General features: G+C 29.3%; 25 protein-coding genes. 15 read left to right on the forward strand and 10 right to left on the reverse strand.

Translation table 11 applies throughout. The annotated features are described in order from the left end of the window. The first annotated feature begins 137 nt into the window (after window positions 1-137). From AAC008_RS03105 to AAC008_RS03125, 5 genes are all read left to right on the forward strand, one after another. Window positions 138-548 carry a BrxA/BrxB family bacilliredoxin gene (locus AAC008_RS03105; RefSeq protein ID WP_339887359.1) on the forward strand — a complete coding sequence of 137 codons (411 nt, stop codon included), beginning with the start codon at window positions 138-140 and terminating at the stop codon, window positions 546-548. Window positions 549-657: 109 nt separating this feature from the next. Then, a complete protein-coding gene (locus AAC008_RS03110; protein WP_339887360.1) occupies window positions 658-1104 on the forward strand; it encodes a hypothetical protein in 447 nt (148 codons plus the stop codon). Between the two features lie 91 nt (window positions 1105-1195). Beyond that, the gene (locus AAC008_RS03115; RefSeq protein ID WP_339887361.1) at window positions 1196-1930 is read left to right on the forward strand and encodes a lysophospholipid acyltransferase family protein; all 735 of its coding nucleotides are present in this window, start codon (window positions 1196-1198) and stop codon (window positions 1928-1930) included. Between the two features lie 3 nt (window positions 1931-1933). Further along, window positions 1934-2923, forward strand: a complete 990-nt coding sequence (locus tag AAC008_RS03120) for an acyl-ACP desaturase (protein WP_339887362.1) — start codon at window positions 1934-1936, stop codon at window positions 2921-2923. 69 nt (window positions 2924-2992) lie between these two features. After that, window positions 2993-3637, forward strand: a complete 645-nt coding sequence (locus tag AAC008_RS03125; RefSeq protein WP_339887364.1) for an HD domain-containing protein — start codon at window positions 2993-2995, stop codon at window positions 3635-3637. Between the two features lie 36 nt (window positions 3638-3673). Here the strand turns inward: AAC008_RS03125 and AAC008_RS03130 are convergent, their stop codons facing one another. The 6 genes from AAC008_RS03130 to AAC008_RS03155 all read right to left on the reverse strand — a co-directional run bounded on the left by AAC008_RS03130 (window position 3674) and on the right by AAC008_RS03155 (window position 9877). Next, a complete protein-coding gene (locus AAC008_RS03130; protein WP_339887365.1) occupies window positions 3674-4450 on the reverse strand; it encodes an enoyl-CoA hydratase-related protein in 777 nt (258 codons plus the stop codon). 25 nt (window positions 4451-4475) lie between these two features. Next, a complete protein-coding gene (locus AAC008_RS03135; RefSeq protein WP_339887366.1) occupies window positions 4476-5945 on the reverse strand; it encodes an ATP-binding protein in 1470 nt (489 codons plus the stop codon). Between the two features lie 15 nt (window positions 5946-5960). Beyond that, window positions 5961-6503, reverse strand: coding sequence for a CopD family protein (locus AAC008_RS03140; RefSeq protein WP_339887367.1), 543 nt, complete (start codon window positions 6501-6503; stop codon window positions 5961-5963). After that, window positions 6493-7845 (reverse strand): MATE family efflux transporter, encoded by a 1353-nt coding sequence (locus AAC008_RS03145; RefSeq protein WP_339887706.1) that lies wholly within the window; start codon window positions 7843-7845, stop codon window positions 6493-6495. Before AAC008_RS03145 ends, AAC008_RS03140 begins: the two co-directional genes overlap by 11 nt. Next, window positions 7845-8882, reverse strand: a complete 1038-nt coding sequence (hemH, locus tag AAC008_RS03150) for a ferrochelatase (protein WP_339887368.1) — start codon at window positions 8880-8882, stop codon at window positions 7845-7847. Before hemH ends, AAC008_RS03145 begins: the two co-directional genes overlap by 1 nt. A 122-nt stretch (window positions 8883-9004) precedes the next feature. After that, a complete protein-coding gene (locus AAC008_RS03155) occupies window positions 9005-9877 on the reverse strand; it encodes a helix-turn-helix transcriptional regulator (protein ID WP_339887369.1) in 873 nt (290 codons plus the stop codon). Between the two features lie 229 nt (window positions 9878-10106). On the opposite strand from AAC008_RS03155, the gene hemA reads away from it, so the two are divergent. From hemA to hemF, 7 genes are all read left to right on the forward strand, one after another. Then, window positions 10107-11363, forward strand: a complete 1257-nt coding sequence (gene hemA, locus AAC008_RS03160) for a glutamyl-tRNA reductase (RefSeq protein ID WP_339887370.1) — start codon at window positions 10107-10109, stop codon at window positions 11361-11363. Window positions 11364-11367: 4 nt separating this feature from the next. Further along, window positions 11368-12291 (forward strand): hydroxymethylbilane synthase, encoded by a 924-nt coding sequence (gene hemC / locus AAC008_RS03165; protein ID WP_339887371.1) that lies wholly within the window; start codon window positions 11368-11370, stop codon window positions 12289-12291. A 49-nt stretch (window positions 12292-12340) separates the two neighbouring features. Continuing rightward, entirely contained in the window at window positions 12341-14083 is a 1743-nt protein-coding gene (locus AAC008_RS03170; RefSeq protein ID WP_339887372.1) for a potassium transporter TrkG, read from the forward strand. A gap of 11 nt (window positions 14084-14094) precedes the next feature. Continuing rightward, window positions 14095-14802: a TrkA family potassium uptake protein gene (locus tag AAC008_RS03175; RefSeq protein WP_339887373.1), complete on the forward strand. Its 708-nt coding sequence runs from the start codon at window positions 14095-14097 to the stop codon at window positions 14800-14802. A 3-nt stretch (window positions 14803-14805) separates the two neighbouring features. Further along, window positions 14806-15462, forward strand: a complete 657-nt coding sequence (locus AAC008_RS03180; protein WP_339887374.1) for a uroporphyrinogen-III synthase — start codon at window positions 14806-14808, stop codon at window positions 15460-15462. A gap of 45 nt (window positions 15463-15507) precedes the next feature. Beyond that, window positions 15508-16533, forward strand: a complete 1026-nt coding sequence (gene hemE / locus AAC008_RS03185) for a uroporphyrinogen decarboxylase (protein WP_339887375.1) — start codon at window positions 15508-15510, stop codon at window positions 16531-16533. A gap of 173 nt (window positions 16534-16706) precedes the next feature. Then, window positions 16707-17609 carry an oxygen-dependent coproporphyrinogen oxidase gene (gene hemF / locus AAC008_RS03190; RefSeq protein ID WP_339887376.1) on the forward strand — a complete coding sequence of 301 codons (903 nt, stop codon included), beginning with the start codon at window positions 16707-16709 and terminating at the stop codon, window positions 17607-17609. A gap of 53 nt (window positions 17610-17662) precedes the next feature. On the opposite strand, the gene AAC008_RS03195 is transcribed toward hemF, so the two are convergent. Then, complete coding sequence (locus AAC008_RS03195) at window positions 17663-19516, reverse strand: hypothetical protein (RefSeq protein ID WP_339887378.1); 1854 nt, start codon at window positions 19514-19516, stop codon at window positions 17663-17665. An 8-nt stretch (window positions 19517-19524) separates the two neighbouring features. Further along, the gene (locus AAC008_RS03200) at window positions 19525-20157 is read right to left on the reverse strand and encodes a hypothetical protein (protein WP_339887379.1); all 633 of its coding nucleotides are present in this window, start codon (window positions 20155-20157) and stop codon (window positions 19525-19527) included. Between the two features lie 151 nt (window positions 20158-20308). Between AAC008_RS03200 and hemB the strand changes: the two genes are divergently transcribed. The 3 genes from hemB to AAC008_RS03215 all read left to right on the forward strand — a co-directional run bounded on the left by hemB (window position 20309) and on the right by AAC008_RS03215 (window position 22323). After that, complete coding sequence (hemB, locus tag AAC008_RS03205; RefSeq protein ID WP_339887380.1) at window positions 20309-21322, forward strand: porphobilinogen synthase; 1014 nt, start codon at window positions 20309-20311, stop codon at window positions 21320-21322. Then, window positions 21322-21831 (forward strand): DinB family protein, encoded by a 510-nt coding sequence (locus tag AAC008_RS03210; protein ID WP_339887381.1) that lies wholly within the window; start codon window positions 21322-21324, stop codon window positions 21829-21831. The genes hemB and AAC008_RS03210 overlap by 1 nt, the downstream gene beginning before the upstream one ends. A gap of 75 nt (window positions 21832-21906) precedes the next feature. After that, the gene (locus tag AAC008_RS03215) at window positions 21907-22323 is read left to right on the forward strand and encodes a c-type cytochrome (protein ID WP_339887382.1); all 417 of its coding nucleotides are present in this window, start codon (window positions 21907-21909) and stop codon (window positions 22321-22323) included. A 1-nt stretch (window position 22324) separates the two neighbouring features. On the opposite strand, the gene AAC008_RS03220 is transcribed toward AAC008_RS03215, so the two are convergent. Next, entirely contained in the window at window positions 22325-23008 is a 684-nt protein-coding gene (locus AAC008_RS03220) for a response regulator transcription factor (RefSeq protein ID WP_339887383.1), read from the reverse strand. After that, window positions 23001-24272 (reverse strand): HAMP domain-containing sensor histidine kinase, encoded by a 1272-nt coding sequence (locus tag AAC008_RS03225; protein ID WP_339887384.1) that lies wholly within the window; start codon window positions 24270-24272, stop codon window positions 23001-23003. Before AAC008_RS03225 ends, AAC008_RS03220 begins: the two co-directional genes overlap by 8 nt. Window positions 24273-24366 lie beyond the last annotated feature (94 nt).

Consider the following 24366-nt stretch of genomic DNA (forward strand, 5'->3'; position numbering starts at 1 on the left):
TATACTATTATCTATTGCACAATAATTAAATTTTATAGTTTCTTTAAAATAAATCTTTAAAAATCATTGTATCTTTGTAAAGAATAAATAATCGGAAAATCTTTAATGGGAATATCCGAACATCTAAATCAAAAATTATGTATCCAGAAGAAATGGTTAAACCAATGCGTACTGAATTAAATGACGCTGGTTTTCAAGATTTATATAGTGCTGACGAAGTAAAGAATGCAATTCAATCAGAAGGAACTACTTTAGTTGTAGTAAATTCGGTTTGTGGTTGTGCTGCTAGAAATGCTCGTCCAGGTGCTAAAATGAGTTTAGAAGGTGCTAAAAAACCTTCAAAATTAGTAACTGTATTTGCAGGTGTAGATAAAGAAGCGGTTGATGCGGCAAGAGAACAAATGTTCCCTTTTCCTCCATCATCACCAAGTATTGCCTTGTTTAAAAACGGTGAAATTGTTCATATGTTAGAACGTCATCATATTGAAGGTCGTCCAGCTGAATTAATTGCAGAAAACTTACAAGACGCATTCAACGAACATTGTTAATCAATTTTCATTGAAAAAATTTAATCCCTTTCTATATTTTAGTTAGGGATTTTTTATTTTACGCAACCAATGTTTAAAAACTGCATCTTATAATTAAACAATTTAAGTTATGAAGACTACTATTTTATTGCTAATTTCATTTTTTATTTTTAGTTGTTCTAATGACAATGATGATGTAATTGTTTATCCTCAAACTATAATTCCTACTGAAATAATTAAAGGGCATTTGAATTATAATAATATTTATGGTAATGAGAATATTGTGATTTCAAATACTTCTGATTGGCAGACATTGATGACTAATTTTTCAACTATTGGAGTTATAAACAGCACTGCTTTTTCTGAAACAAATATTGATTTTCAAAATTTCATAATTATTTTTGTTACTGAAGTATTTAATAGTACAACAACTATTGATATTACAAATATTCAGGAAAGTGCTAACAACATTATTGTTACTGTTGAAAACCTACAAGTTGGTGTAACTGCTGATGTGGCACATCCTTTTCATATTGTAAAAATTCCAAAAACAACTAAACCAATAATTTTTCAATAAGCAAAACACTATGCTAGCATACTAAAACCATGCTTTAAGTGATGGTTTTTTTATTTTATAATAGTACATTTGTAGAAATTATTTTTTTTTGATGGAAAAGTTAATTTCATATCCTCTTTCTATACTTTATGCAACACTTTTCTTTATTTGGTTAGTGATTTTTCATCCTATTCAATGGATTTGTTTTAACGTATTTGGTTATAATGCACACAGAGTAAGTGTGGCTTACATGAATTTATTTTTACTTAGAACCGCACATATTTTAGGAACAACATATACCCTTTTAGGTAAAGAGAATATTCCTAAAAATGTTCCAATTATTTTTGTGGCAAATCATCAAAGTTTACATGATATAACAACTATGCTTTGGTTTTTTAGAGAATTTCATCCTAAATTTATTAGTAAAAAAGAATTAGGAAAAGGTATTCCAAGTGTTTCTTACAATTTAAGGAAAGGAGGTTCTGCTCTTATTGATAGAAAAGATCCCAAACAAGCCTTAACCGAGATTAAAAAATGTGGTGAATTCATCAATAAAAATAATTATTCTGTGGTGATTTTTCCAGAAGGAACTAGAAGTAAAACTGGAATTCCTAAACCTTTTTCTATCAATGGTTTAAAAATGTTATACAAATTTGCACCAGATGCTTACTTTGTACCAATTACAATAAATAATTCGTGGAAAATGACTAAATTTGGACAATTTCCTTTAGGTTTGGGTAATAGAATAAATTTTCAGATACATCAAGCTTTAAAAATTTCGGATTATTCTTTTGAAGAAATTTCAGAAAAAACAGAAAAAACAATAGTTCAATCTATTAAAATATAAGATATGTCAATACAAAATGTAAGATTAGAAGTTATGCAATTTTTAGAAAAAAGGATTGATAGCTTTGTGGATGAATATTTAATCCCAGTTGAAAAAATATGGCAACCAACAGATTTATTGCCTGATTCTCAAAATGAAAACTTCTATGAAGAAGTTAGAGAATTAAGAGAAATTGCTAAAGACTTACCATATGATTTTTGGGTAACGCTTGTAGGTGATACAATTACTGAAGAAGCTTTGCCTACTTACGAATCTTGGTTAATGGATGTTGAAGGGATTGATAATGTAGAACGAAACGGATGGAGTAAATGGATTCGACAATGGACAGGAGAAGAAAACCGTCATGGAGACGTTTTAAACAAATATTTGTATTTATCTGGAAGGGTAAATATGAGAGAAGTTGAAATGACAACTCAACATTTAATCAACGACGGATTTGATATTGGAACCGGAAGAGATCCATATAAAAACTTTGTTTACACTAGTTTTCAAGAATTAGCTACTTATGTTTCACATAATAGAGTAGCTCAAATGGCTAAAAAATATGGTGATAACAAACTTTCTAAAATGTGTCGTTTAATTGCTGGAGACGAAATGCGTCACCATCATGCTTATAGCGAATTTGTAACACAGATTTTTAAAGTAGATCCAAGTGAAATGATGTTGGCTTTTCAATACATGATGAAACACAAAATTATCATGCCTGCAGGTTTTTTGAGAGAAAGTGGACAAAAAATAAGTTCTGCTTTTGAACAGTTTTCAGATTCTGCACAAAGAATAGGAGTTTACACTGCAGCTGATTATGTTGATATTATGCAAAAGTTAATTGACAAATGGGAAATTGACAAAATTACAGGTCTTACAGATGAAGCTGAAAAAGCAAGAGACTTCTTAATGAAACTTCCAGCTCGTATGGCAAGAGTTTCTGAAAGAATAGTTATTCCAGAAGAAGGTCATGTTTTTAAATGGGTTAAACCAGCTTTAATTACATAAAAAAATTAATATTAAAAATAAGAAATTCCAACTTCTTAAGTGATTTTGGAATTTTTTAAATGTATATAAATGTCAATAATAGATAAAACAATTCTTTTTGTAAAAGAAAAACTTCAAAATGCTGAAGGAGGTCATGATTGGTTTCATATTGAAAGAGTTTATAAAAATGCTCTGCTAATTGCCGAAAATGAAGATTGTAATTTAGAAATTGTAAAGCTTGGAGCTTTATTACATGATATTGCAGATAGTAAATTTCATAATGGTGACGAAACGCTTGGCCCAAAACTAGCAAGAGATTTTCTTGAAAAAGAGAAGGTTAAAGACGAAATAATTATTCATGTACTTAACATAATCGACAACATCTCTTTTAAAGGTGGAAATTTTGACAAAAAATTTAGTTCAAAGGAATTAGATATTGTTCAAGATGCTGATAGATTAGACGCACTTGGTGCTATTGGAATTGCTCGTACATTTAATTATGGAGGCTTTAAAAATCGTCCTATTTTTAATCCAAATATTGCTCCAAAACTCAACATGAGTAAAGAAGAATATAAAAATAGTGAAGCACCAACTTTAAATCATTTTTACGAAAAATTATTGCTTCTAAAGGATAAAATGAATACAGATTCAGGTAAAACAATTGCTAAAGAACGACATCAATTTATGGAGAAATTCTTATCGCAATTTTATGCGGAATGGGATGGAGAGAAATAAAAAAAGGAGCAATTAAGCTCCTTTTTTATTTTTTAATTATTTACCCGGAAAAACTGCTTTTCTTTTGTCTAAAAAGGCTGTTGTTCCTTCTTTAAAGTCTTCTGTTCCAAAACAAGCACCAAAATTCTTGATTTCAGCTTCAAAACCATCAACACCATCTTTATAGTTTGCATTAATAGACTCAATAGCCTTTGCAATTGCTACTGATGAATTTCTAGCAATTTTGGATGCGATTCCTTTTGTAAATTCTATCAACTCAGCTTGTGGTACAACATGATTTACTAATCCGTAATTTTTAGCTGTTTCTGCATCAATCATAGCTGCTGACATAATCATTTCCATAGCTCTTCCTTTACCAACTAATTGCGGTAAACGTTGTGTTCCTCCATAACCTGGAATTACACCTAAAGTTACTTCTGGCAAACCCATTTTTGCATTATCCGATGCTACTCTAAAATGACAAGCCATTGCTAATTCTAATCCACCACCAAGTGCAAAACCATTAACGGCAGCAATTACTGGAGTTGAAAGGTTTTGAACATAATCAAACAATATTTCTTGTCCTTTTGCGGCTAATAAACCACCATTTTCTACTGAAAAGTTCGCAAATTCTGAAATATCTGCTCCAGCAACAAAAGCTTTTTCGCCACTTCCGGTAACAATAATTACTTTAATAGATTTATCTTCATTTAAGGATTTAAAACCATCATGTAAATCTTGTATAGTTGCTTTGTTTAAAGCATTTAATTTTTCGGGTCTATTAATAGTTACTATTGCAATATTGTCTTGTTTTTCTATTAAAATATTTTCCATTTTATATGATTTAATTTATTTTTATTTATGTTGTAATAGGGAACGAAACAAAAAATTCTGTTCCGATATTTTCCTTACTTTCAAAAGTTATTGTTCCGTTGTAATTTTCAATTATGTTTTTAATTATGGCTAAACCTAAACCCATTCCGCTAGATTTGGTGGTAAATTTTGGTTCAAAAATTCGAGCTTTATTTTCTTCTGAAATTCCTTTTCCGTTGTCTTTTACTGTTATAATTACGTTTCCTTCTTCTCGAAATACATCTACTTCAATATGTTTGTTTTCTTGTTCGTCAGGAATAGATTGAATAGCGTTTTTAACCAAATTGGTTATCACTCTAATTAATTGTGTTCTGTCTAAACGTGTAATAATTTCATCTTCCAAACTCGAAAAACGAATAAAATCCTCATTAAAAATATCTAAAGATAATTCTACAATTTTAACCACATTTAAAGTTTCATTTTGTTGTGCTGGCATAGTAGCAAAATTAGAAAATGCATTCGCAACAGAACTCATTGTGTCAATTTGTTGAATCAATGTGTTTGAATAGTCATCTAATTTTTGTTTTATTTCAGGATCATTCTCATTAAAACGCAATTGAAAACTTTGAACTGTTAATCGCATTGGTGTTAATGGGTTTTTGATTTCGTGTGCTACTTGTTTTGCCATTTCGCGCCAAGCTTGTTCACGTTCACTTTGAGCCAATTTTGTAGCACTTTCTTCTAATTTGTCAACCATATTGTTATAAGCTTGAACTAGTAAGTTGATTTCTTGACTACCATCTTCTAAAACGATACGTTCATTTAGTTGATTTAATTCTGTCTCTTGAATTTTGTCGCTAATGATTTTTAATGATTTTGTGATATAACTTGATAAAAAATAAGACAAAGCAATTGCGATTAAAAACATAAAAGCATATACCTGGCCAAAACGAATTAAAAAATTCTTTAATTCATTATCATAAAAATCTGTATCTTCTTCATAAGGTAAGTTTAAAATAGCTAAAGGTTTAAACTTGTTGTCTTTAATATATGTGAATGATTTTCTTAAATTTATAGTATCTATTTTTTGAAATTCTACATATCTTTTGTCAATTGCAGATTCAAATATTTTAAGTGTAGAAGGATTTATTTTTGAGGTTTCTTTGTCTTGTTTAAATCCAGCTTTAGAAGAGATTAATAAATTTCCTCTTAAATCAAAAAGATTTAACTCCATACTATGAACGTCTGATATTTCACCTATTTTTTCTTTAAAAATTAACGGAATATTCTTTGTTGTTAATGGATAAGTTGTGTTTTGAAGGACATAATTAATATGTTCGACTATTGCATTTTCTTTTCTTTCTAGACGATCTTGATGGTATAGTCTAGCTTCCTTTTTAAATTGATAGATAGAAACAGCCGCGATTAAAATAGACGCAATAAGAGTTAAGAATATCATGGAAAGAAATATTCTAACTCTTAAAGAAAGGTGTTTTATATTGAAAATTCTATCCATAATTATTTCATGTCACTAGCTTTTATTCTTTTCTCGAATGCGTTTATATAATTTAAATCCTAACATAATTAAAATCGAAAACACAAAAATTCCAATTACACCAAAAATCCAATTAATAGCACTTTTTAAAATGACTAAAAATACAATTGCAAAAAGAATTATTGTAGCTCCTTCATTCCAAATTCTGAAAAAGTTGGAGGTGTGCTTTACTTCATTTTTCTGTAATTGCTTGAATATTTGATGACACTTTGCATGATAAATATAAAGTAGCAAAACGAATGCCAACTTTACATGCATCCAAGGTTGCGATAACCAACTTGGATTTAAATACAATAAATAAAAAGCAAATAAACTAGCTAAGACAGCACTTGGCCAAGTAATAATATACCAAAGCCTATATTGCATTATTTGATATTGTTTTATTAAAATATCTTGTTCTGGTTGTGGTTTTTGTTTGGCTTCCGCGTGATAAACAAATAAGCGAACTATATAAAAAAGTCCAGCAAACCATGTGATTACGAAGATTAAATGTAATGCTTTTATATAATCATATTCCATCTTGTACGTGTGTTAATTTGCGATTCATTTCTCGTTTTAAAAAGAAACCTGTCACTAAAGTTGATAAAACATCAGCAATTGGAAATGAAATCCATACTCCAAAAATACCATAATAATTTGGTAATATTAAGATTAAAGGAATTAAGAAAAACCCTTGTTTGGTTAATGTCAACAAAAGTGCAGGAAAAGCTTTTCCTGCTGCTTGAAAATAAGCTGCTCCAATTAACTGAATAGCAATAATTGGTGATGCTGCAAAAACCAATCGCAATGCATTTGGTGTTTCTTTTATGATACTTTCATCTGTAGAAAAAACAGCAACTATAGGTTCTGCAAACGTTAAAATTACAATAAAAATTAAGGTTGCTAAAATTCCCGCCCATTTTATGGATGTCGAAATAGTTTCACTTACTCTAACATAGTTTTTTGCTCCATAATTATAGCCTGCAATTGGTAAAAATCCTTGCGTAACTCCTAATATTGGAAATAATGCAAACATTAACATTCGACTTATAATTCCATATACGGCTACAGAATGTTCTCCACCATAAATAAATAAAGTGTGATTTAAAATTATGGATAAAATAGCAACAACTCCTTGTCTTGCAAAAGTTACAAAACCAAGAGAAGTAATTTCTGAAACAATTTTAAAGTTTAAGGCATAGTGTTTTAAATGTAAGCGCAATTCACTTTTAAAAATAAAGAACCACAGAATAAAAGCAAAACACATGAAGTAGGAAATAGATGTTGCTAGTGCAGCTCCAAACATTCCTAAATCCATAAATTTTATAAAAATTATATCTAAAATTATATTACTAAAAGCTGGAATTATCATTGCAATCATAGCAAACTTAGGTTTTCCTTCGGCTCTGATTACTGTGTTTCCCATCATACAAAGAGCTAAAAAAGGTACTCCATACAATACAGGTATAAAAAACTCTTTGGCGGGTTTCATAATTTCACCATTGGCACCAAAAAGTAATAAGACTTCTTCTGAATAAAAAGAACCAATTATAACAGCAATGACGGCCAAATTAAGTGTCATCATAACCTGATTTCCAAAAGTTTTTAAGGCTTTTTCATGATTATCAGCACCTAATGCTCTTGAAATTATAGAACTTCCTCCAATTCCTAATGCCATTCCTAATGAAGAAATTAGAAATGTTATAGGTAAAACGACTGAAACAGCAGCAATTGCTAATGAGCCAATCCATTGTCCAACAAAAATGGTGTCAATAAGAATATTAACAGACATAAATAAAATGCCTATCGAAGCAGGAACTGATTGTTTAATCAGTAATTGTTTTATACTTAATGTACCTAATTCTGTTGAAGAAAGTGCCATTATACTATTTGCTCTTGGTTTTGAAAGGCCCATTGATCCACCCAACGGCTCAAAGTTTTTGACCAATCATCGTCATCATTTAAACATGGAATAGCTAAGAATTCTTCACCACCATTTTCTTTAAATTGATGATTAGCTTCCATCGCAATTTCTTCCAGTGTCTCTAAACAATCTGAAACAAAAGCTGGAGTTACAACGGCTAATTTTTTAATCCCTTTTTCTGGCATTTTATTAATTTCAACATCAGTGTAAGGAGTCAACCACTTATCACCTGCTAGACGCGATTGAAAAGTTTGGCTGTATTTTCCTTCTTCAAGACCTAAAAATTCAACTACCAATTTTGTTGTTTCATAACATTGATGACGGTAACAAAATTCGTGTGCTGGTGAAGGTGTATTACAGCAACTTCCATCAATTTTACAATGACTTTTTGTTACATCTGTTTTACGAATATGACGTTCTGGAATTCCGTGATATGAGAATAATAAATGATCATATTCAAAACCTTCTAAATGTCTTTTTATTGAATTTGATAAATCTCTGATATAGTCTTTCTGATTATAAAAAGCAGGAATTATTGTAAAACTCATATGAGGAAATTTCTCTTTACGTAGTTTCTCTGCTAAAACCAAAATAGTTTGAGTAGAAGCCATTGCATATTGAGGATACAATGGAAACAATAAAACTTCCGTAATTCCTTGATCACTTAATTTTTGCAAACCACTTTCAATACTAGGATTCCCATACCTCATTGCTAATTCAACAGGAATACTAACTTGCTTTTGAATTTTAGCTTGCAATCTTTTTGATAAGACAATTAAAGGTGAACCTTCATCCCACCAGATTTTTGCATAAGCCGCAGCTGATTTCTTAGGTCTTGTTTGTAAAATAATTCCTCTTACCAATAAAGCTCTTAATAAAAATGGAACGTCAATTACGTATTTGTCCATTAAAAATTCATCTAAATATGGCTTTACATCCTTTGGTGTTGGGCTTTCTGGTGAACCCAAGTTTACTAATAATACTCCTTTTTTCATTTTCTAAATTGTAATTTAAACAATCATTTTTATTCTTTATAAAAGTAAAAAGTCTTGTTCTTTATTCTTTACTATTATTCTATTTTTTCTCTATTGATATATTACTTAAATCAATGCTTTTATTAAACATTCAAGTTTAAGTTCATTAAATATTTTTTGGGTGTTGTTCCAAATTTCTTTTTAAAGGCTGCAATAAAATGACTTGATGTACTGTAGCCAATTTTTAATCCAACTTCATTTACATTATAAGAACCACTGTCTAATAAATGACGAGAATATTCCATTTTATAATCAAATAAAAAGCTATAAACACTATCGCCATAAATTTGCTTGAAACCTACTTTTAATTTTTTAATGTTCAACCCAACTTGATCTGCTAATTCTTGTAAACCAGGTGGTTCAGCCATGTTAGCAATTATGATTTCTTTAGCTTTTTTAATTTTTAATACATTTTCTTCATCAATTAAAAACGGACACTGTTCTGCGTTTGGATCTTCATTTCTATTAAAATATAAACTCAATAATTCGTAGCCTTTACCTTTTAAATATAAGTTTTTGATAGAAGAGTTTTGGTTATAGTGAAATATTTGATTTAACACAATTGCCATTGCTGGACTTATATCTTCTTCACCATAATATTTTTTTTCAATATTTTCGTCACTTAAAAAAGGAATATATTCAGCTTCATTTGAAAATAAAGTATGAAATTTTTTAATTGAAATTAAAGCAGATATAATCCAAGATTTTGGAGCTACTTCCATATGAAGAGGTAGTTCTTTTTGAGGATTATATAACAAAAGAGATTTTTCTTCCTTCAAATCCAAAGCATAACCTCCATTGTTGAAAATAAATTTTCCTTTACCTTTTACATTAAAATGAAATTGAATTAATCCCGTTTTAACCTGTTTTTCAAAACGTTGCGTTTCATCAGTATCATTTTGAAAACGCAATAAAATAAAATCAGGCTCAATTTTTATCTCTTCTGCAGTACTCATAGCGATATTTTTTTTAGATTTGTTTGTCAATTATTGATTGGGTTTATTTAGAACCGTTCTAAACTAATTGCTCTTCAAACATTGATTATACTGCAAATTTAAGTGTTTTTTATTTTTTAAATACTTTTTTAACGAAAAATTCTGCAATCGTTACAAAAAGTACTTTTAGCGTTACTTTTATAAAAATCATAAAACTACATTTGTACTACTTTTAGGTAAAGTAAATTATATGGATACTTTTACAATAGGAAAACATCTTTCTTTTTATGCCGTTGGACTAAGCTACAAAAAAGCTGATGCCGAAATGAGGGGTAAATTTAGTTTAGATGAAAACGCCAAAACGAATTTATTACATCAAGCCAAAAATGATGGAATAGAAAGTCTGCTAGTTACTTCAACTTGTAACAGAACAGAAATCTATGGTTTTGCAGAACACCCTTTTCAATTAATCAAACTACTTTGTGAGAATAGTAAAGGAACAGTTGAAGATTTTCAGCAAGTGGCTTACGTTTATAAAAACAAAGAGGCTTTAAATCATATGTTTCGAGTAGGAACAGGTTTAGATAGTCAGATTTTAGGTGATTTCGAAATTATCTCGCAAATCAAGCAAAGTTTTAATGAAAGTAAGAAATTAGGTTTAGCTAACTCATATGTTGAAAGATTAGTAAATGCTGTTATTCAGGCTAGTAAAAAAGTTAAGAATGAAACGGATTTAAGTTCAGGAGCAACATCTGTTTCTTTTGCTTCTGTTCAATATATTATGAATAATGTTTCTGATATTGGAAATAAAAACATTTTACTTTTTGGAACTGGTAAAATAGGTAGAAATACATGTGAAAATTTAGTAAAACACACTAAAAATGAGCATATAGTTCTTATCAATAGAACAAAAGCTACTGCAGAAAAAGTTGCGGGTAAATTCAATTTAATTGTTAAAGATTATGCAGATTTACAACTAGAAATTCAAAAAACAGATGTTTTAGTGGTTGCAACTGGTGCTCAAAATCCAACTGTTGATGCTGAAATATTAAAGTTGAAAAAACCATTGTTGATATTAGATTTATCGATTCCAAAAAATGTGGATGAAAATGTTAAAGCTAATCCAAACGTTACTTTAGTTCATTTAGATCATCTGTCTCAAGTTACTGATGAAACTATTGAAAAAAGAAAAGAACATATTCCAGCTGCAGAACTGATAATAGAAGATGTAATCGCTGAATTTTTAACATGGTCAAAAACCAGAAAGTTTGCTCCTACAATTCATTCTCTTAAAGAGAAATTAGGTTCAATAAAACAGATCGAATTAAATTACCAAAGAAAAAAACTAGAAAACTTCAACGAAGAACAAGCTGAAATTATCAGTAATAGAATCATTCAGAAAATTACAAATCACTTTGCCAATCACTTAAAAAGTGAAGACACTGTTGTTGATGAAAGTATTGAGTGGATTAATAAGATTTTTCAAATTGAAGCAGTCGAAAAATAACAAAATGTCTCAAAAAGTTATTAAAATAGGAACACGTGATAGCGAATTAGCTCTTTGGCAAGCGCACACAGTTCAAAACAAACTTCACGATTTAGGGTATAAAACTGAAATTATTGCCGTAAAATCTACAGGTGATTTAATTTTAGACAAACCTTTATATGAACTGGGAATCACAGGAATTTTTACAAAAACTCTAGATATTGCTATGCTTAAAGGTGAAGTGGACATTGCTGTTCATTCTATGAAAGATGTTCCAACTGCTTTGCCTATTGGAATTGTTCAAGCAGCAGTTTTAGAAAGAGCCAATACTTTAGATATACTAGTTCATAAAGGAAACCTTGATTTTTTAAATTTAGAAGGAACAATTGCTTCTGGAAGTTTAAGAAGAAAAGCACAATGGTTAAATAAATATCCTTCTCACAAAGTAGAAGATTTACGTGGAAATGTAAATACTCGAATGCAAAAACTAAAAGATAACAACTGGAACGGTGCAATTTTTGCCGCAGCTGGTTTAGAAAGAATCAACTTAAAACCAGATACTTTTTTAAATTTAGATTGGATGATTCCAGCTCCAGCTCAAGGAGCAATGGTTGTTGTTGCTATGGAAAAGGATGATTTCACTAAAGAAGCATTAGCTAAATTAAACCATAAAGAATCTGAAATTTGTACTTATATAGAAAGACAATTTCTTAGAACTTTAGAAGGTGGTTGTACGGCTCCAATTGGTGCATTGGCGGTGAAAAATGGCAATCTAATTGAATTTCAAGGTGTTTTGTTCTCTTTAGACGGAAAAGAAAAGTATTCCATTGAAAAAAGTTGTAATTTTGAGTCTTATTTAAACTTTGGTCAAGAATGTGCCAAAGATATTTTAGAAAACGGAGCAAAACCTTTAATGGAAAAACTTCGATCAGAATTAAAAGTGAAATAAAATGTAAACGTTTCAGTTTCGAAAGATTCTGAAACAAGTTCAGAATTAAATGGAAAAAGAATCATTACTCAATTACCTCTACCGATTTTTTGACATCATCGTTTTGTTGTTTATCGTGTTTGATTTTGGGTATGATTTTAAAGAAAATTATAATTCTCCTCACGTAATTGGATTGATTATTTTGTCTTTTTCTTTGTTAGGTTTCAATCTTTTCAAATTCATTAGGTACAAGTTTAAAAGTAATAAAAAGGTAGCATTAGCTAATGTTATATTATTATCTTCAATACTTTTTGCGTCCTTAATTGTTGCATTATCTAATTTAGATTTTAGTTTTTCATTTATATTACAAAAAGTTAAACCAATATTAGAAGGTGGATTAATTTTTTACTTTTTGATACGGCTTCTAGTTTTGGTTCGTCATATCTATGATATTTATTTTAACCCAGCAATTGTCTTTGTTGGAAGTTTCATTATATTAGGTTTAACAGGTGCTTTTTTATTAATGCTTCCTAGTGCAACGACTAATGGAATTTCATTTACAAATGCTATATTCACTGCAACTAGTGCTGTTTGCGTTACAGGTTTAGCCGTTGTTGATACAGCAAAAGATTTTACAATAATTGGGCAATCCATAATTTTAGTTTTAATTCAACTAGGTGGAATTGGAATTTTAACATTTACATCATTCTTTGCTTTCTTTTTTAGAGGAAGTTCATCGTTTAAAGAAGGTTTAAATACTAGGGATTTTATCGCTACTGAAGGACTTAAAGATGTTTTTAGAGCTGCTCTAAATGTCGTTATTTTTACACTTTCTGTTGAGCTTATTGGAGCCGTTTTTATCTACTTTTCAATTTTAGATAATGATAATATAACTAATAAATTTTTCTTTTCAATATTTCACTCTATTTCAGCTTTCTGTAATGCAGGGTTTTCAATTTTCTCAGCTGGATTATTTGATGAAAGTATAAGGTTTGATTACTTCTTACAATGGATAATTATGATTTTAATTATTTTTGGAGGACTAGGGCACAACATAGTTTTCAACTTCTATCAATATATAAAAACTTATGTCTTAGAATTATTTGATAAAAGTAGAATTCACAAGCAAGTTAGAATTATAACTTTAAATACAAGATTGGTAATTTATACTACTTTATTCTTACTATTGTCAGGTTTTATATTTTTATATATATCCGAATACAATAATACTCTTTTAATGCATGATACTGTGTTTGGAAAAATTACGAATGCAGCTTTTAACTCCGTCACACCAAGAACAGCCGGATTTAATACAGTAGATTTTACAAAATTTAATGTTCCTTCACTATTGTTTATGATCTTTTTAATGTGGATTGGAGCTTCGCCAGCATCAACAGGTGGTGGTATAAAAACGAGTACCTTTGCATTAGCAACTTTAAACATTTTTGCGGTTGCAATGGGTAAAGGTCGCATTCAGATTCTAGGAAGAAGAATTAGTAGTGATTCTACTTCTCGAGCTTTTGCTATTTTATGCATTTCATTAATAGTGATTGGAATTTCCATCATGGCATTATTGATATTTGAACCTAGTGACACACCTCTTTTAACGGTTGTTTTTGAATGCTTTTCTGCTTACAGTACAGTTGGTTTAAGTTTGAATTTTACATCAACTTTATCTGAACCAAGTAAATATGTAATAATTGCAACAATGTTTATTGGTAGAATTGGAATGCTCAACTTAATGGTTGGATTACTTCGTCAATTGAATCATCAATTTTATGAGTATCCAAAAGAAAATATTTTGATAAATTAATACTATACAAAATGAAAGTAATCGTTTTTGGACTAGGAAACTTCGGAATGTCATTATCGTTATCGCTTACGGAAACGGGCAATGAAGTTATTGGAATTGACAAAAACATGGAAAAAATAAATCTTTTAAAAGACAAAATTTCACATGTTATTTGTATGGACTCAACTAATGAATTAGCCTTTGATGCTGTTCCATTAAAAGATGCTGATAAAGTTGTTGTTGCCATTGGAGAAAATGAAGGTGCAGCTATTATTACAACAGCTATTATTAAAAAACTTTCTGATGTTAAGATTATTTCTCGTGCCTTGTCACCAATTCATGATACGGTTTTAGAAGCTATGGGAATTCACAGTATTGTTCATCCAGAACAAGATTCTGCGGATAGATTAACTAAACAAATTAACTTTAAAACTACTTTAGAAAATTACCAATTGGATAACAATTATACGATTTCTGAAGTTAAATCAAAATCAGAATTTCACGGTAAAACTTTAGCAGAATTGAATGATATTGATAAGTATCACCTAACATTAATTACAATAATTAGAAAGCGTGAAAAGCGTAATTTAATAGGTAAAAAAACCATAATTAAAGAAACTATTGGTCGTCCTACACCACAAACTGTTTTACAAGAGTGTGATATTTTAGTAGTCTATGGAAATAATAAAGACATTTCTTATTATTGTGAAGATCAGGAGGAAAGTGAAATAAAATTATAAGCTTTGAAGACAATTCTATCTACAAAAAAATTAAAAAAATCAGAAATTAAAAAACTTTCTGATGTTAACTTTAATGTAATAGAGAAGAAGTTTATTAAGACTACAACAATAGATTTTCACTTTAAAAAACTTAATGAGTATGTCATTTTTACAAGTAAGAATGCTATTAAAAGCGTTTTAAAAAGCAGAATAGAAAACCAAGTAAGGGATAAAAAAATATTTTGTGTTGGACAAAAAACAAAGCTTTTCCTTGAAAAACATCATTATTTAGTTGAAGAAAGTGCTGATTATGCAAATGATTTAGGACTTATTATAAAAGAGAAATATAAAAATCATTCGTTTACCTTTTTTTCAGGAAACATTAGAAGAAATACACTTCCTGATTTATTAAACGAAAACAATATAAAATGGAATGAAACAGTAGTTTATGAAACAGCTTTAAATCCAAAGAAAATAAAAAAAAACATTGATGGAATTTTATTTTTTAGTCCATCGGCTGTTGAAAGTTATTTGATAAAAAACAAAATAGAAAATCAAACTTGTTTTTGCATTGGAACGACAACCGCAAAAGCATTAGAAAGTAAAACAAAAAACATACAAATTGCAGCTCAACCAACTGTTGAAAATGTAATTGATGAAGTAATAAAACATTATAAATAAAACTTAGTAACTCTGCTACTAAGTTACTTTGAAACTTTAGAAAAAATGATTAAAAACGACTTATTCTTAAAAGCCTTAAACAACGAAACAGTTGATCGTCCACCAGTTTGGATGATGCGTCAAGCAGGAAGATATTTGCCAGAATTTATGGCAATTAAAGAAAAATATGATTTTTTTACAAGATGTAAAACACCAGAATTGGCTTCTGAAATAACGGTTCAACCCATTAGAATCATTAAACCGGATGTTGCTATTTTGTTTTCAGACATTTTAGTGATTCCTCAAGCCATGGGAATTGATGTGGAATTAGAAGACGGAATCGGACCAGTTTTACCCAATCCAATTCGTAAAGCTTCAGATGTTGATAAAGTATTTATTCCAGACATCAACGAAACTTTAGGTTATGTAATGGATGCTATCGACATGACAAAAGAAAAGCTGAATAACGAAGTTCCTTTAATTGGATTTGCTGGTTCACCTTGGACAATTTTTTGTTATGCAGTTGAAGGAAAAGGTTCTAAAAGTTTTGATAAAGCAAAAGGTTTTTGTTTTTCAAATCCTGTTGCAGCACATTTATTATTGCAAAAAATCACGGATACAACTATTTTATATTTGAAAGAAAAAGTAAAACATGGTGTAAATGCTGTTCAAATTTTTGACTCTTGGGGAGGAATGCTTTCTCCAACAGATTATCAAGAATTTTCATGGAATTACATGAATCAAATTGTAGAAGCTTTAGCACCAGAAACGAAGGTAATTGTATTTGGAAAAGGATGTTGGTTTGCATTAGACGAAATGGCAAAATCAAAAGCAGCAGCAATTGGTGTAGACTGGACAGTTTCTCCTAAAAACGCACGTTATTTAACAGGTGGAAAGAAAACATTACAAGGTAATTTTGATCCTTCTAGATTGTTATCTCCAATTCCGGTTATCAAAAAAATGGTTCACGAAATGATTGACGAATTCGGAAAAGATAATTACATTGTAAATCTTGGTCACGGAATTTTACCAAATATTCCTGTTGATCATGCAAAGGCTTTTGTGGATGCTGTTAAAGAGTATAAGAAGTAGTCAGTGTTCAGTAATTAGTTAGCAGTTAAATGAAGATAAAAATTCAAAATAAGATTAATATTATACCCACTGGACTTTATACTGTATGGTGTTTATACTTACTTTATTTACATTTTTATAGTTTCAACTATATTAATTGCTATTTGGGTTGATTATAAAATAATAAACTAACAATGAAAGATAAATTTTTCGCATACATACAAAACCTACAAGACCAAATTTGCAAGGGTTTGGAAACTATTGACGGGAAAGCCAAATTTCGTGAAGATTTATGGGATAGACCAGAAGGTGGTGGTGGAAGAACTCGCGTAATTGAAAACGGAAACGTTTTTGAAAAAGGTGGTGTAAATATCTCAGCTGTTCATGGAAAGTTGCCTGATTCTATGCAGAAATTATTCAATGTTGGTGAAGCCGATTTCTTTGCTTGTGGTTTGAGTTTAGTGATTCATCCTAAAAGCCCAATGGTGCCAACAGTTCATGCAAATTGGCGTTATTTTGAAATGTATGATGAAAACGGAAATGTAATCAACTGTTGGTTTGGTGGTGGACAAGATTTAACACCTTATTATTTGTTTGAAGAAGATGCAACTCATTTTCATCAAACGTGTAAAACAGCTTGTGATAAACATAATCCTGAATTTTATCCAAAATATAAAAAACAATGTGATGCTTATTTTTGGAATGCACACCGAAATGAAGCTCGTGGAATCGGTGGATTATTCTTTGATTATTGCAAAGAAACCGAAGGCATGAAAATGAAAGACTGGTTTAACTTTGTAACTGAAGTTGGGAATAGTTTCTTAGAAGCTTATGTTCCAATTGTTGAAAAACGTAAAGATTTACCTTTTACAGAAGCACAAAAAACTTGGCAAGAAATTCGTCGTGGTCGTTATGTAGAATTCAATTTAGTTCATGATAAAGGAACACTTTTTGGACTCAAAACTAACGGTCGAATTGAAAGTATCTTAATGAGTTTGCCACCACATGTGCAATGGGTTTATGACCATCATCCTGAAGAAGGAAGTGATGAAGAAAAGCTAATTAAAATATTAATGAATCCAAAAGAATGGGTATAAAAAAAGAGCAGTAATCCTTAAATTACTGCTCTTTTTTATTAGTTTAAATTAGTTTATTTCAAATAATCTATTAAATCTAATGTTTGTAAAATGATGTTTTTATTAGAAAAACTTGAATTCATATTCATTTCTATTGTCATTTTATTGCTATCTAATTTGTTTGATGACTTCATTTCAATATTTCTAAATTGATCTGCTACTCGCAATGCTTTTGCCGTATCTCTTCCAAAATCTTCTACTAACATATAGCTTTTAATGAAGTTTTGAATATTGAAATTTCCAGAGAAATAATAATCAGTTGATTCTTTTTCTATTTTTTTAGAAAAATCAGATTGAGAACCTTTTTCTAAGTATTGTAATCCATTAGAAAAAACAAGAACATCTCCTTCTTTCACAATATACATATCACCAAACTCATTGTTTCCTTTTACTTTGTAATTACCATTTTCCTGAACTATCACTTCTTTTCTTAAACCTAATTTTATTAGTTTTTCACTCATTTTAGGATGTGTTGAAGTTAAAATAAAAGAAAAGACAGGTTTAGTTTTAACAATGGTTTTTTCCACTTCAATTTCTTCATAATCATCATCATATTCAACTGATTTATATGTGTAATTGAACTTTTCCATACCATGAAAGAACATTGCAAAATCACCATCTAATAAAGTTGCAGTTGCTTCTTCATCTACTATAGTTGTCATAAGATCCATTACGATATCTATTCCATCTTTTTCAATTGGTAAACTAGAAAATGATTGCTCAATAATTGCTGGATAATTTTTCAGAATTTCTTCTGTACTCATGTGATAAGTAAAGTAACCTAAAGGCTCGTTCTTTGGAAAATAGTTGTAAATGTTCTGGTTAGGTTTTCTTGAAATCACTTTTTTCATAACATTCGCTAAAGGTTCTGTATATTCAAGTGTTTGTATAACTCTAGCTTTATCATTCTCAAAAAACATATCCATATTCATACCTTTGATGCTATAAGTTAACTCATGCGGAATTGCTTTTGGAGTCATTTTACCAAAAAAAGCATATAACGAAGTCATTTTCCCTGTCAAAGCTTGATAATCCATCCAAGCAGAAATATCAGCATCTTTATTTACTTTTGAAGAAGTTGGAATATCTAATCCTTTTTTAAACAATTTAGCAATTTCATTAGATTGTCTTTCATGTTTTATCTTTCTTTCTTCAGCTACTCTTTTTTCATTATCTTCTCTCATTTTTTTGTAATAAGCATCGTCATAATAATTGTCATAAGCTTCTTCTGCTTCCGTTTCTTCAACCTCAACAACTTCAACAGCATATTCTTCTTCTATAGCTTCTGTACTTTCAACCACTACTTCTTCAACCACCTCTACTGCTTCTTCTTCGTAATAATCATCATATACTGTTTCTTCAACATCATAAACTTTTCCATAAGGATTATTTCCGTAATAATTTCTTGGATTTGTTTCGTAACTTACATACACAACTAAAACTTTTTTATTCCAAGCCAATGAGTAATCTTCATTTGTTGGTGAATAAATTGAATAGTTTGATTTTTTTACAATTTTATCTTTTTTAGAAACATTACCTTTTTGCATCATTCGCTGAACTAGTTCTGTAATTTTCTTTTCATCCACAATTGGAAGTGTAATTTGTGTATATGAAATACTGTCTTTAAAAGTACCGTGAATTGTTACGTTTTTAGATTTATCCAATAGGGCAACAAAATCATTCAATTTAAAATCTGATTGTTCTTTATTGAAGCTTTTAAATAATTTATGACTAAACAAATTGTCAATATTGACTTTTTTAGCAAATTGAGTAGTATTGAATTGTACAAAATAATCATAATCTTCTTTGTTGTTTTGACTGAAAACAAAGAATGGTACTAACATTAATAGTGCGTAGAAATTTTTCATAAAAAATATTAAGGTGTAAAACTGATGGAATTATTCATTAGGCTATTGTCATTTAAAACATTCCATACATTATGCTTTAAAAAAACCGTTTTTTTAGATTTTGAAAATTTACTGTTTGTATTTTGAGCAGTCTTAATTTGTTTATCAAAAGTATAAACTGCTGTAATTTTTGCTTCTTCTAAATCTTCTTTTTTATCTTTCTTTTCTTTTAATTTTTCTGGAATTGGATATGAAGCTATACGTTCAAAGACACCGTCTACTTCTTTAAAATGGTCTGTTTTAGTCTCTTTGTCTATGGTGTTTAATACTGCGTTCAAAGTTTCAAGAGAATTATAACTAAAATTTAATTTAAACACATAATTACTAAAATCATAAGAAGTAGAGATTTTTGAAGCTCCTTTTATTTTTGAAGCATCATTTCTAAATTGAGCTAATTTTTGTTTCATTTCGGCTTCACTAGGGATTTTTTCTCCTTCAACTTCGCCTAACATTATGGCAGCTTTAGTTTTTACCCAAGAATCAGAAAAATCAATAACCAAGCTATAATCACCGCTTTGATTAGCTCTGTGTATTATTTTTTCGGTTACTTGAAAGCAACTTGTTAATAAAACACATAGAAGTAAAAAAATAAATTTTTTCATGTTTCAAAAATAAGATTTATTTTAACAAAAAGAGTTTAAAATAACATTTTTGTATTTTTCTCAAAGTCTAAGTATTAAAATATTAATTTTAGATTATTAATTAGTATAGAAAGAATTAGTATTTTTATCTTTGTATTAAATATAGAAAATTATGTTTCCATTACACAGAGGTAGAAGATTAAGAGTAAATGAATCTATAAGAAGTTTAGTTCGTGAGACAAGTTTAAGTCCAGCTGACTTTATGTTTCCCATGTTTATTGCGGAAGGAGAAAATATAAAAATTGAAATCCCTTCGATGCCAGGAATATTTCGTCGTTCTATCGACTTAACCGTTGAAGAAGTTAAAGAGCTATTCGATTTAGGAATAAGAGCTGTAAATATATATGTAAAAGTAGATGACTCTTTAAAAGACAATACCGGAAAAGAAGCTTGGAATGATAACGGTTTAATGCAAAGAGCTATAAAAGAGATTAAAAAAGCTTGTCCGGAAATGATTGTAATGCCAGATGTTGCTCTTGATCCATATTCTATTTATGGTCATGATGGAATTATAGAGAATGGAGATGTTGCTAATGATTCAACTAATAATGCATTAGTAAAAATGGCTGTTTCTCATGCAAAAGCTGGTGCTGATTTTGTAGCGCCAAGCGACATGATGGACGGAAGAGTTTTACGTTTACGTCAAGGTTTAGATGTTGCAGGATTTCATAATGTTGGAATTATGAGTTATTCGGCTAAATATGCTTCTGCTTTTTATGGTCCTTTTCGGGATGCTTTAGATTCTGCTCCAAAAGACACTTTGTCTAATGCTGAGCCTGTCGAAGTGCCAAAAGACAAAAAAACCTATCAAATGGATTATGCTAACCGCATTGAAGCTATCAAAGAAGCACTTTCAGATGTTGAAGAAGGAGCTGATATGGTTATGGTTAAACCAGGAATGGCTTATCTTGACATTGTTAGAGAAGTTAAAGATGCAGTGAATATTCCAGTAACTGTTTTTCAAGTTTCTGGTGAATATGCTATGGTTAAAGCTGCTGCTGAAAGAGGTTGGTTAGATCATGATAAAATTATGATGGAACAATTAATGTGTATTAAAAGAGCTGGTGCAAGTTTGATTTCAACTTATTTTGCCAAAGAAGCAGCAATTATATTAAATCAAAAATAATGAAAAAGGCAATACTTTTATTTATCTTACTATTTTCATCTGTTGGGTTTTCTCAAAATGAAACAATCGAGGTTTTTCTTGAAAAATGGAAAAATTCGAAAACTTATTTGGTTGAAATTGCTAAAGCCATGCCCGAAGAAAATTATAGTTATAAACCCACAGCAAGAGAAATGTCTTTTGGAGAGCAATTGCTTCACATTAAAGGAAACATGGATTGGTTAGGTACAACATATTTTACTTCTGAAAAATTTGATAAAAAGAAAGATGAAAAAACGTATTCAAAAGACGAAATTATTTCAATGTTGGAAATGTCATTTGATAAAGTTTATGAAGTTATTAAAAATACAAAATCAGAAAATTTAAAGGATAAAGTAGAATTTTTTGCAGGACCAAAGACAAAATTGCAAATTCTAAATTTATTGCAAGATCATGTAACACATCATCGTGGTCAATTGATTGTTTACCTTAATTTAAATGAAATAAAGCCTCCAAGTTATGTAGGTTGGTAATTTAGAATGTGATATTTGTCACATTCTAAATTAACTAGATGTTTTAAATTTGTTATAATTTTTAAATTTTTTAAAATGAAAATGTATGTTAAATCTATTTTTGCACTATCAATTGCTATAGCTTTTGCTAGTTGTGGTGACAAAAAGCCAAAAGAAGATTTTGGTAAATCAGCCGAAGAGGCAACAACCGAAGTTGCAGTTGAAGAAGTTACTGAAGACCCTTTATTAGCTGAAGGAAAAGCGCTTTTTGAAGGAAAAGGTGCTTGTCTTGCCTGTCACAAACCTAATGAAAAAGTAATTGGACCTAGTTTGGCAGAAATTTCAAAAATCTACAAAGAACAAAACGCAAGTATTGTATCGTTCTTAAAAGAAGAAGGGAAACCACTTGTTGATCCTTCACAATATGAAGTAATGAAAGCCAATTTTGTTATTACAAAAGCTATGAGTGATGATGAATTAAAAGCACTTGAAACTTATGTGATGAGTTTTTAATTTACTCTACAACTAATTTGAAACCAACTCTTGGAATATTTTCTATTCTAACGTTGGTTTCTTCTTTTATGATTTTTCGTAAACGTGAGATGAAAACATCTAAACTTCTTCCCATAAAATAATCGTCTGTTCCCCAAAGAGCTGTTAATATTTTTTCTCTTTTTAAAACATCATTTGGATTGTCTAAAAATAACTGCAATAAAGCAGCTTCTCTTTCAGTTAAAGTAATATTCTTTTCACTATTCTTAAGTTGATAGTTTGCGGGTTCAAATTCAAACGAACCAAATTGATACATTTTTATGATTTTATCAACTGATTTTTGACTTCTGTTTAAAAATATTTCTATCTTTAATATTAATTCTTCAATAGAGTAGGGCTTTATTAAATAGTCATCAGCACCTAATTTTAAACCTTTAATTCTATCTTCTTTTAAAGTTTTTGCGCTTAAAAAAATGATAGGTATTTCTTGGTTTCGTTTTCTAATTTCGGTAGCAATTTCAAAACCATCCATATCTGGAAGCATAATATCCAAAACACATAAATCAAAAGACTCTTTACAAAAAAGATCAAAAGCTTCTTTTCCATTGCCACAATGAACAACTTCAAAATGGTTTTCTAAATTATCAGCTGTTAAAAAAGCTAAAGTTTCATCATCTTCTACATATAAAATTCGCTTCTTATCCATTTACATCTTCTTTATTTATTAAAATCTTAACGGTTATTCCTTTATCTGGATTATTCTTCAAAGAAACTTTCCATTTATGCAAATCACAAATACGTTTTACATACGAAAGCCCTATTCCAAAGCCTTCTATATCTTTATTGTCTTCACGAGTTACTCTATAAAATTTATCGAAAATAAAAGGCAAGTCTGTTAAAGGAATTCCAGTTCCATTATCAATAATACTTAATTCTAGTTCGTTTTTTGTTTCCTTAGATTTTATAGTTACTTCGATATCTTTTCCAGAATATTTAACGGCATTATCTAAAATATTATATATAATATTATATAAATGAAATTCATCTGCGTTTATACTATAGTTTTTATCTAATTCTATTTTAAAGATGTTTTCTTTTTGATGTTTTAGTTCTATATTTTCTTTTACTAATTCAATAGTTTTGGTCAAATCGACATCTGTTTTTACTAAATCAATTTGCTTACTATCTGTTTTGGCAACATATAAAATCTTTTCAATATGTTGATTTAATTTATTGCTTTGATTAATAATAATTTGAATGTATTTAGATAGTTTAGGGTTATCTTTTATTTCATTTTGAGTATTAGCAAAATTAGACGCAATTAAAATGGAAGATAATGGTGTTTTAAATTCATGTGTCATATTATTAATGAAATCTTTTTGTAATTCTGTATATCTTTTTTGTTGTAACATGATAAAAACTGAATATACATATACAATTAAAACAAAGAACAACACGAAAGTAAAAATCCAATATTGTTGTAAATTGCCATAAAACGTTTTGTTTATATCAGGGAAACGAATGGCAAAATAATAGATTAAATCACTATTGGTCGAAAAACATTCTTCACATTTATCGGCTGTTTTACCTGTTGAAGAAACATAATTACCGTAAACCATTTTATCAGAACCACAATTATAAATAGCATATTCAAAATCTAAATCAATATTTACTTTTTGAAATTCTACCTTTAAATAATGTTCTAATATTTTATTTTCGAAAACATCATTTACATTTACTATATAGTAATCATCTGAAACTTTTTGAATTTGTTTATTAAACATTAAATTCGATTTGTTATCTGAATATATACGTTCAACAACATCTTGAAGTGCAAAAAATATTTTACTTTCTAATTCTTTCTTTTCAAACTTTAAAGCCTTGTTTAAAAGTAATAATTGCATAATAATTACTCCAACAATTGCCAGAAAGCCTATGAATATTACAATGTTAAATTTTGTTAGTCTCATAATTGATGCTATATTAGCACATAAATGATATAAAAATCACGCCATTAACAACTCATTAACAATTATTAAAAAGTGATTAACAAAAGCGTTGTAA

It is taken from the genome of uncultured Flavobacterium sp., from assembly GCF_963975515.1.
Lineage (GTDB): Bacteria > Bacteroidota > Bacteroidia > Flavobacteriales > Flavobacteriaceae > Flavobacterium.

Excerpts from the sequence above, each read along its gene's own strand:
- AAC008_RS03225 (WP_339887384.1), bottom strand. The coding sequence starts at position 24,272 with ATGAGACTAACAAAATTTAACATTGTAATATTCATAGGCTTTCTGGCA.
- hemC (WP_339887371.1), top strand. The coding sequence starts at position 11,368 with ATGTCTCAAAAAGTTATTAAAATAGGAACACGTGATAGCGAATTAGCT.
- hemE (WP_339887375.1), top strand. The coding sequence starts at position 15,508 with ATGATTAAAAACGACTTATTCTTAAAAGCCTTAAACAACGAAACAGTT.
- AAC008_RS03200 (WP_339887379.1), bottom strand. The coding sequence starts at position 20,157 with ATGAAAAAATTTATTTTTTTACTTCTATGTGTTTTATTAACAAGTTGC.
- AAC008_RS03125 (WP_339887364.1), top strand. The coding sequence starts at position 2,993 with ATGTCAATAATAGATAAAACAATTCTTTTTGTAAAAGAAAAACTTCAA.
- hemB (WP_339887380.1), top strand. The coding sequence starts at position 20,309 with ATGTTTCCATTACACAGAGGTAGAAGATTAAGAGTAAATGAATCTATA.
- AAC008_RS03220 (WP_339887383.1), bottom strand. The coding sequence starts at position 23,008 with ATGGATAAGAAGCGAATTTTATATGTAGAAGATGATGAAACTTTAGCT.
- hemH (WP_339887368.1), bottom strand. The coding sequence starts at position 8,882 with ATGAAAAAAGGAGTATTATTAGTAAACTTGGGTTCACCAGAAAGCCCA.
- AAC008_RS03115 (WP_339887361.1), top strand. The coding sequence starts at position 1,196 with ATGGAAAAGTTAATTTCATATCCTCTTTCTATACTTTATGCAACACTT.
- AAC008_RS03120 (WP_339887362.1), top strand. The coding sequence starts at position 1,934 with ATGTCAATACAAAATGTAAGATTAGAAGTTATGCAATTTTTAGAAAAA.
- AAC008_RS03110 (WP_339887360.1), top strand. The coding sequence starts at position 658 with ATGAAGACTACTATTTTATTGCTAATTTCATTTTTTATTTTTAGTTGT.
- AAC008_RS03175 (WP_339887373.1), top strand. The coding sequence starts at position 14,095 with ATGAAAGTAATCGTTTTTGGACTAGGAAACTTCGGAATGTCATTATCG.
- AAC008_RS03170 (WP_339887372.1), top strand. The coding sequence starts at position 12,341 with ATGGAAAAAGAATCATTACTCAATTACCTCTACCGATTTTTTGACATC.
- AAC008_RS03155 (WP_339887369.1), bottom strand. The coding sequence starts at position 9,877 with ATGAGTACTGCAGAAGAGATAAAAATTGAGCCTGATTTTATTTTATTG.
- AAC008_RS03140 (WP_339887367.1), bottom strand. The coding sequence starts at position 6,503 with ATGGAATATGATTATATAAAAGCATTACATTTAATCTTCGTAATCACA.
- hemF (WP_339887376.1), top strand. The coding sequence starts at position 16,707 with ATGAAAGATAAATTTTTCGCATACATACAAAACCTACAAGACCAAATT.
- AAC008_RS03210 (WP_339887381.1), top strand. The coding sequence starts at position 21,322 with ATGAAAAAGGCAATACTTTTATTTATCTTACTATTTTCATCTGTTGGG.
- AAC008_RS03135 (WP_339887366.1), bottom strand. The coding sequence starts at position 5,945 with ATGGATAGAATTTTCAATATAAAACACCTTTCTTTAAGAGTTAGAATA.
- AAC008_RS03145 (WP_339887706.1), bottom strand. The coding sequence starts at position 7,845 with ATGGCACTTTCTTCAACAGAATTAGGTACATTAAGTATAAAACAATTA.
- AAC008_RS03130 (WP_339887365.1), bottom strand. The coding sequence starts at position 4,450 with ATGGAAAATATTTTAATAGAAAAACAAGACAATATTGCAATAGTAACT.
- AAC008_RS03215 (WP_339887382.1), top strand. The coding sequence starts at position 21,907 with ATGAAAATGTATGTTAAATCTATTTTTGCACTATCAATTGCTATAGCT.
- hemA (WP_339887370.1), top strand. The coding sequence starts at position 10,107 with ATGGATACTTTTACAATAGGAAAACATCTTTCTTTTTATGCCGTTGGA.
- AAC008_RS03195 (WP_339887378.1), bottom strand. The coding sequence starts at position 19,516 with ATGAAAAATTTCTACGCACTATTAATGTTAGTACCATTCTTTGTTTTC.
- AAC008_RS03105 (WP_339887359.1), top strand. The coding sequence starts at position 138 with ATGTATCCAGAAGAAATGGTTAAACCAATGCGTACTGAATTAAATGAC.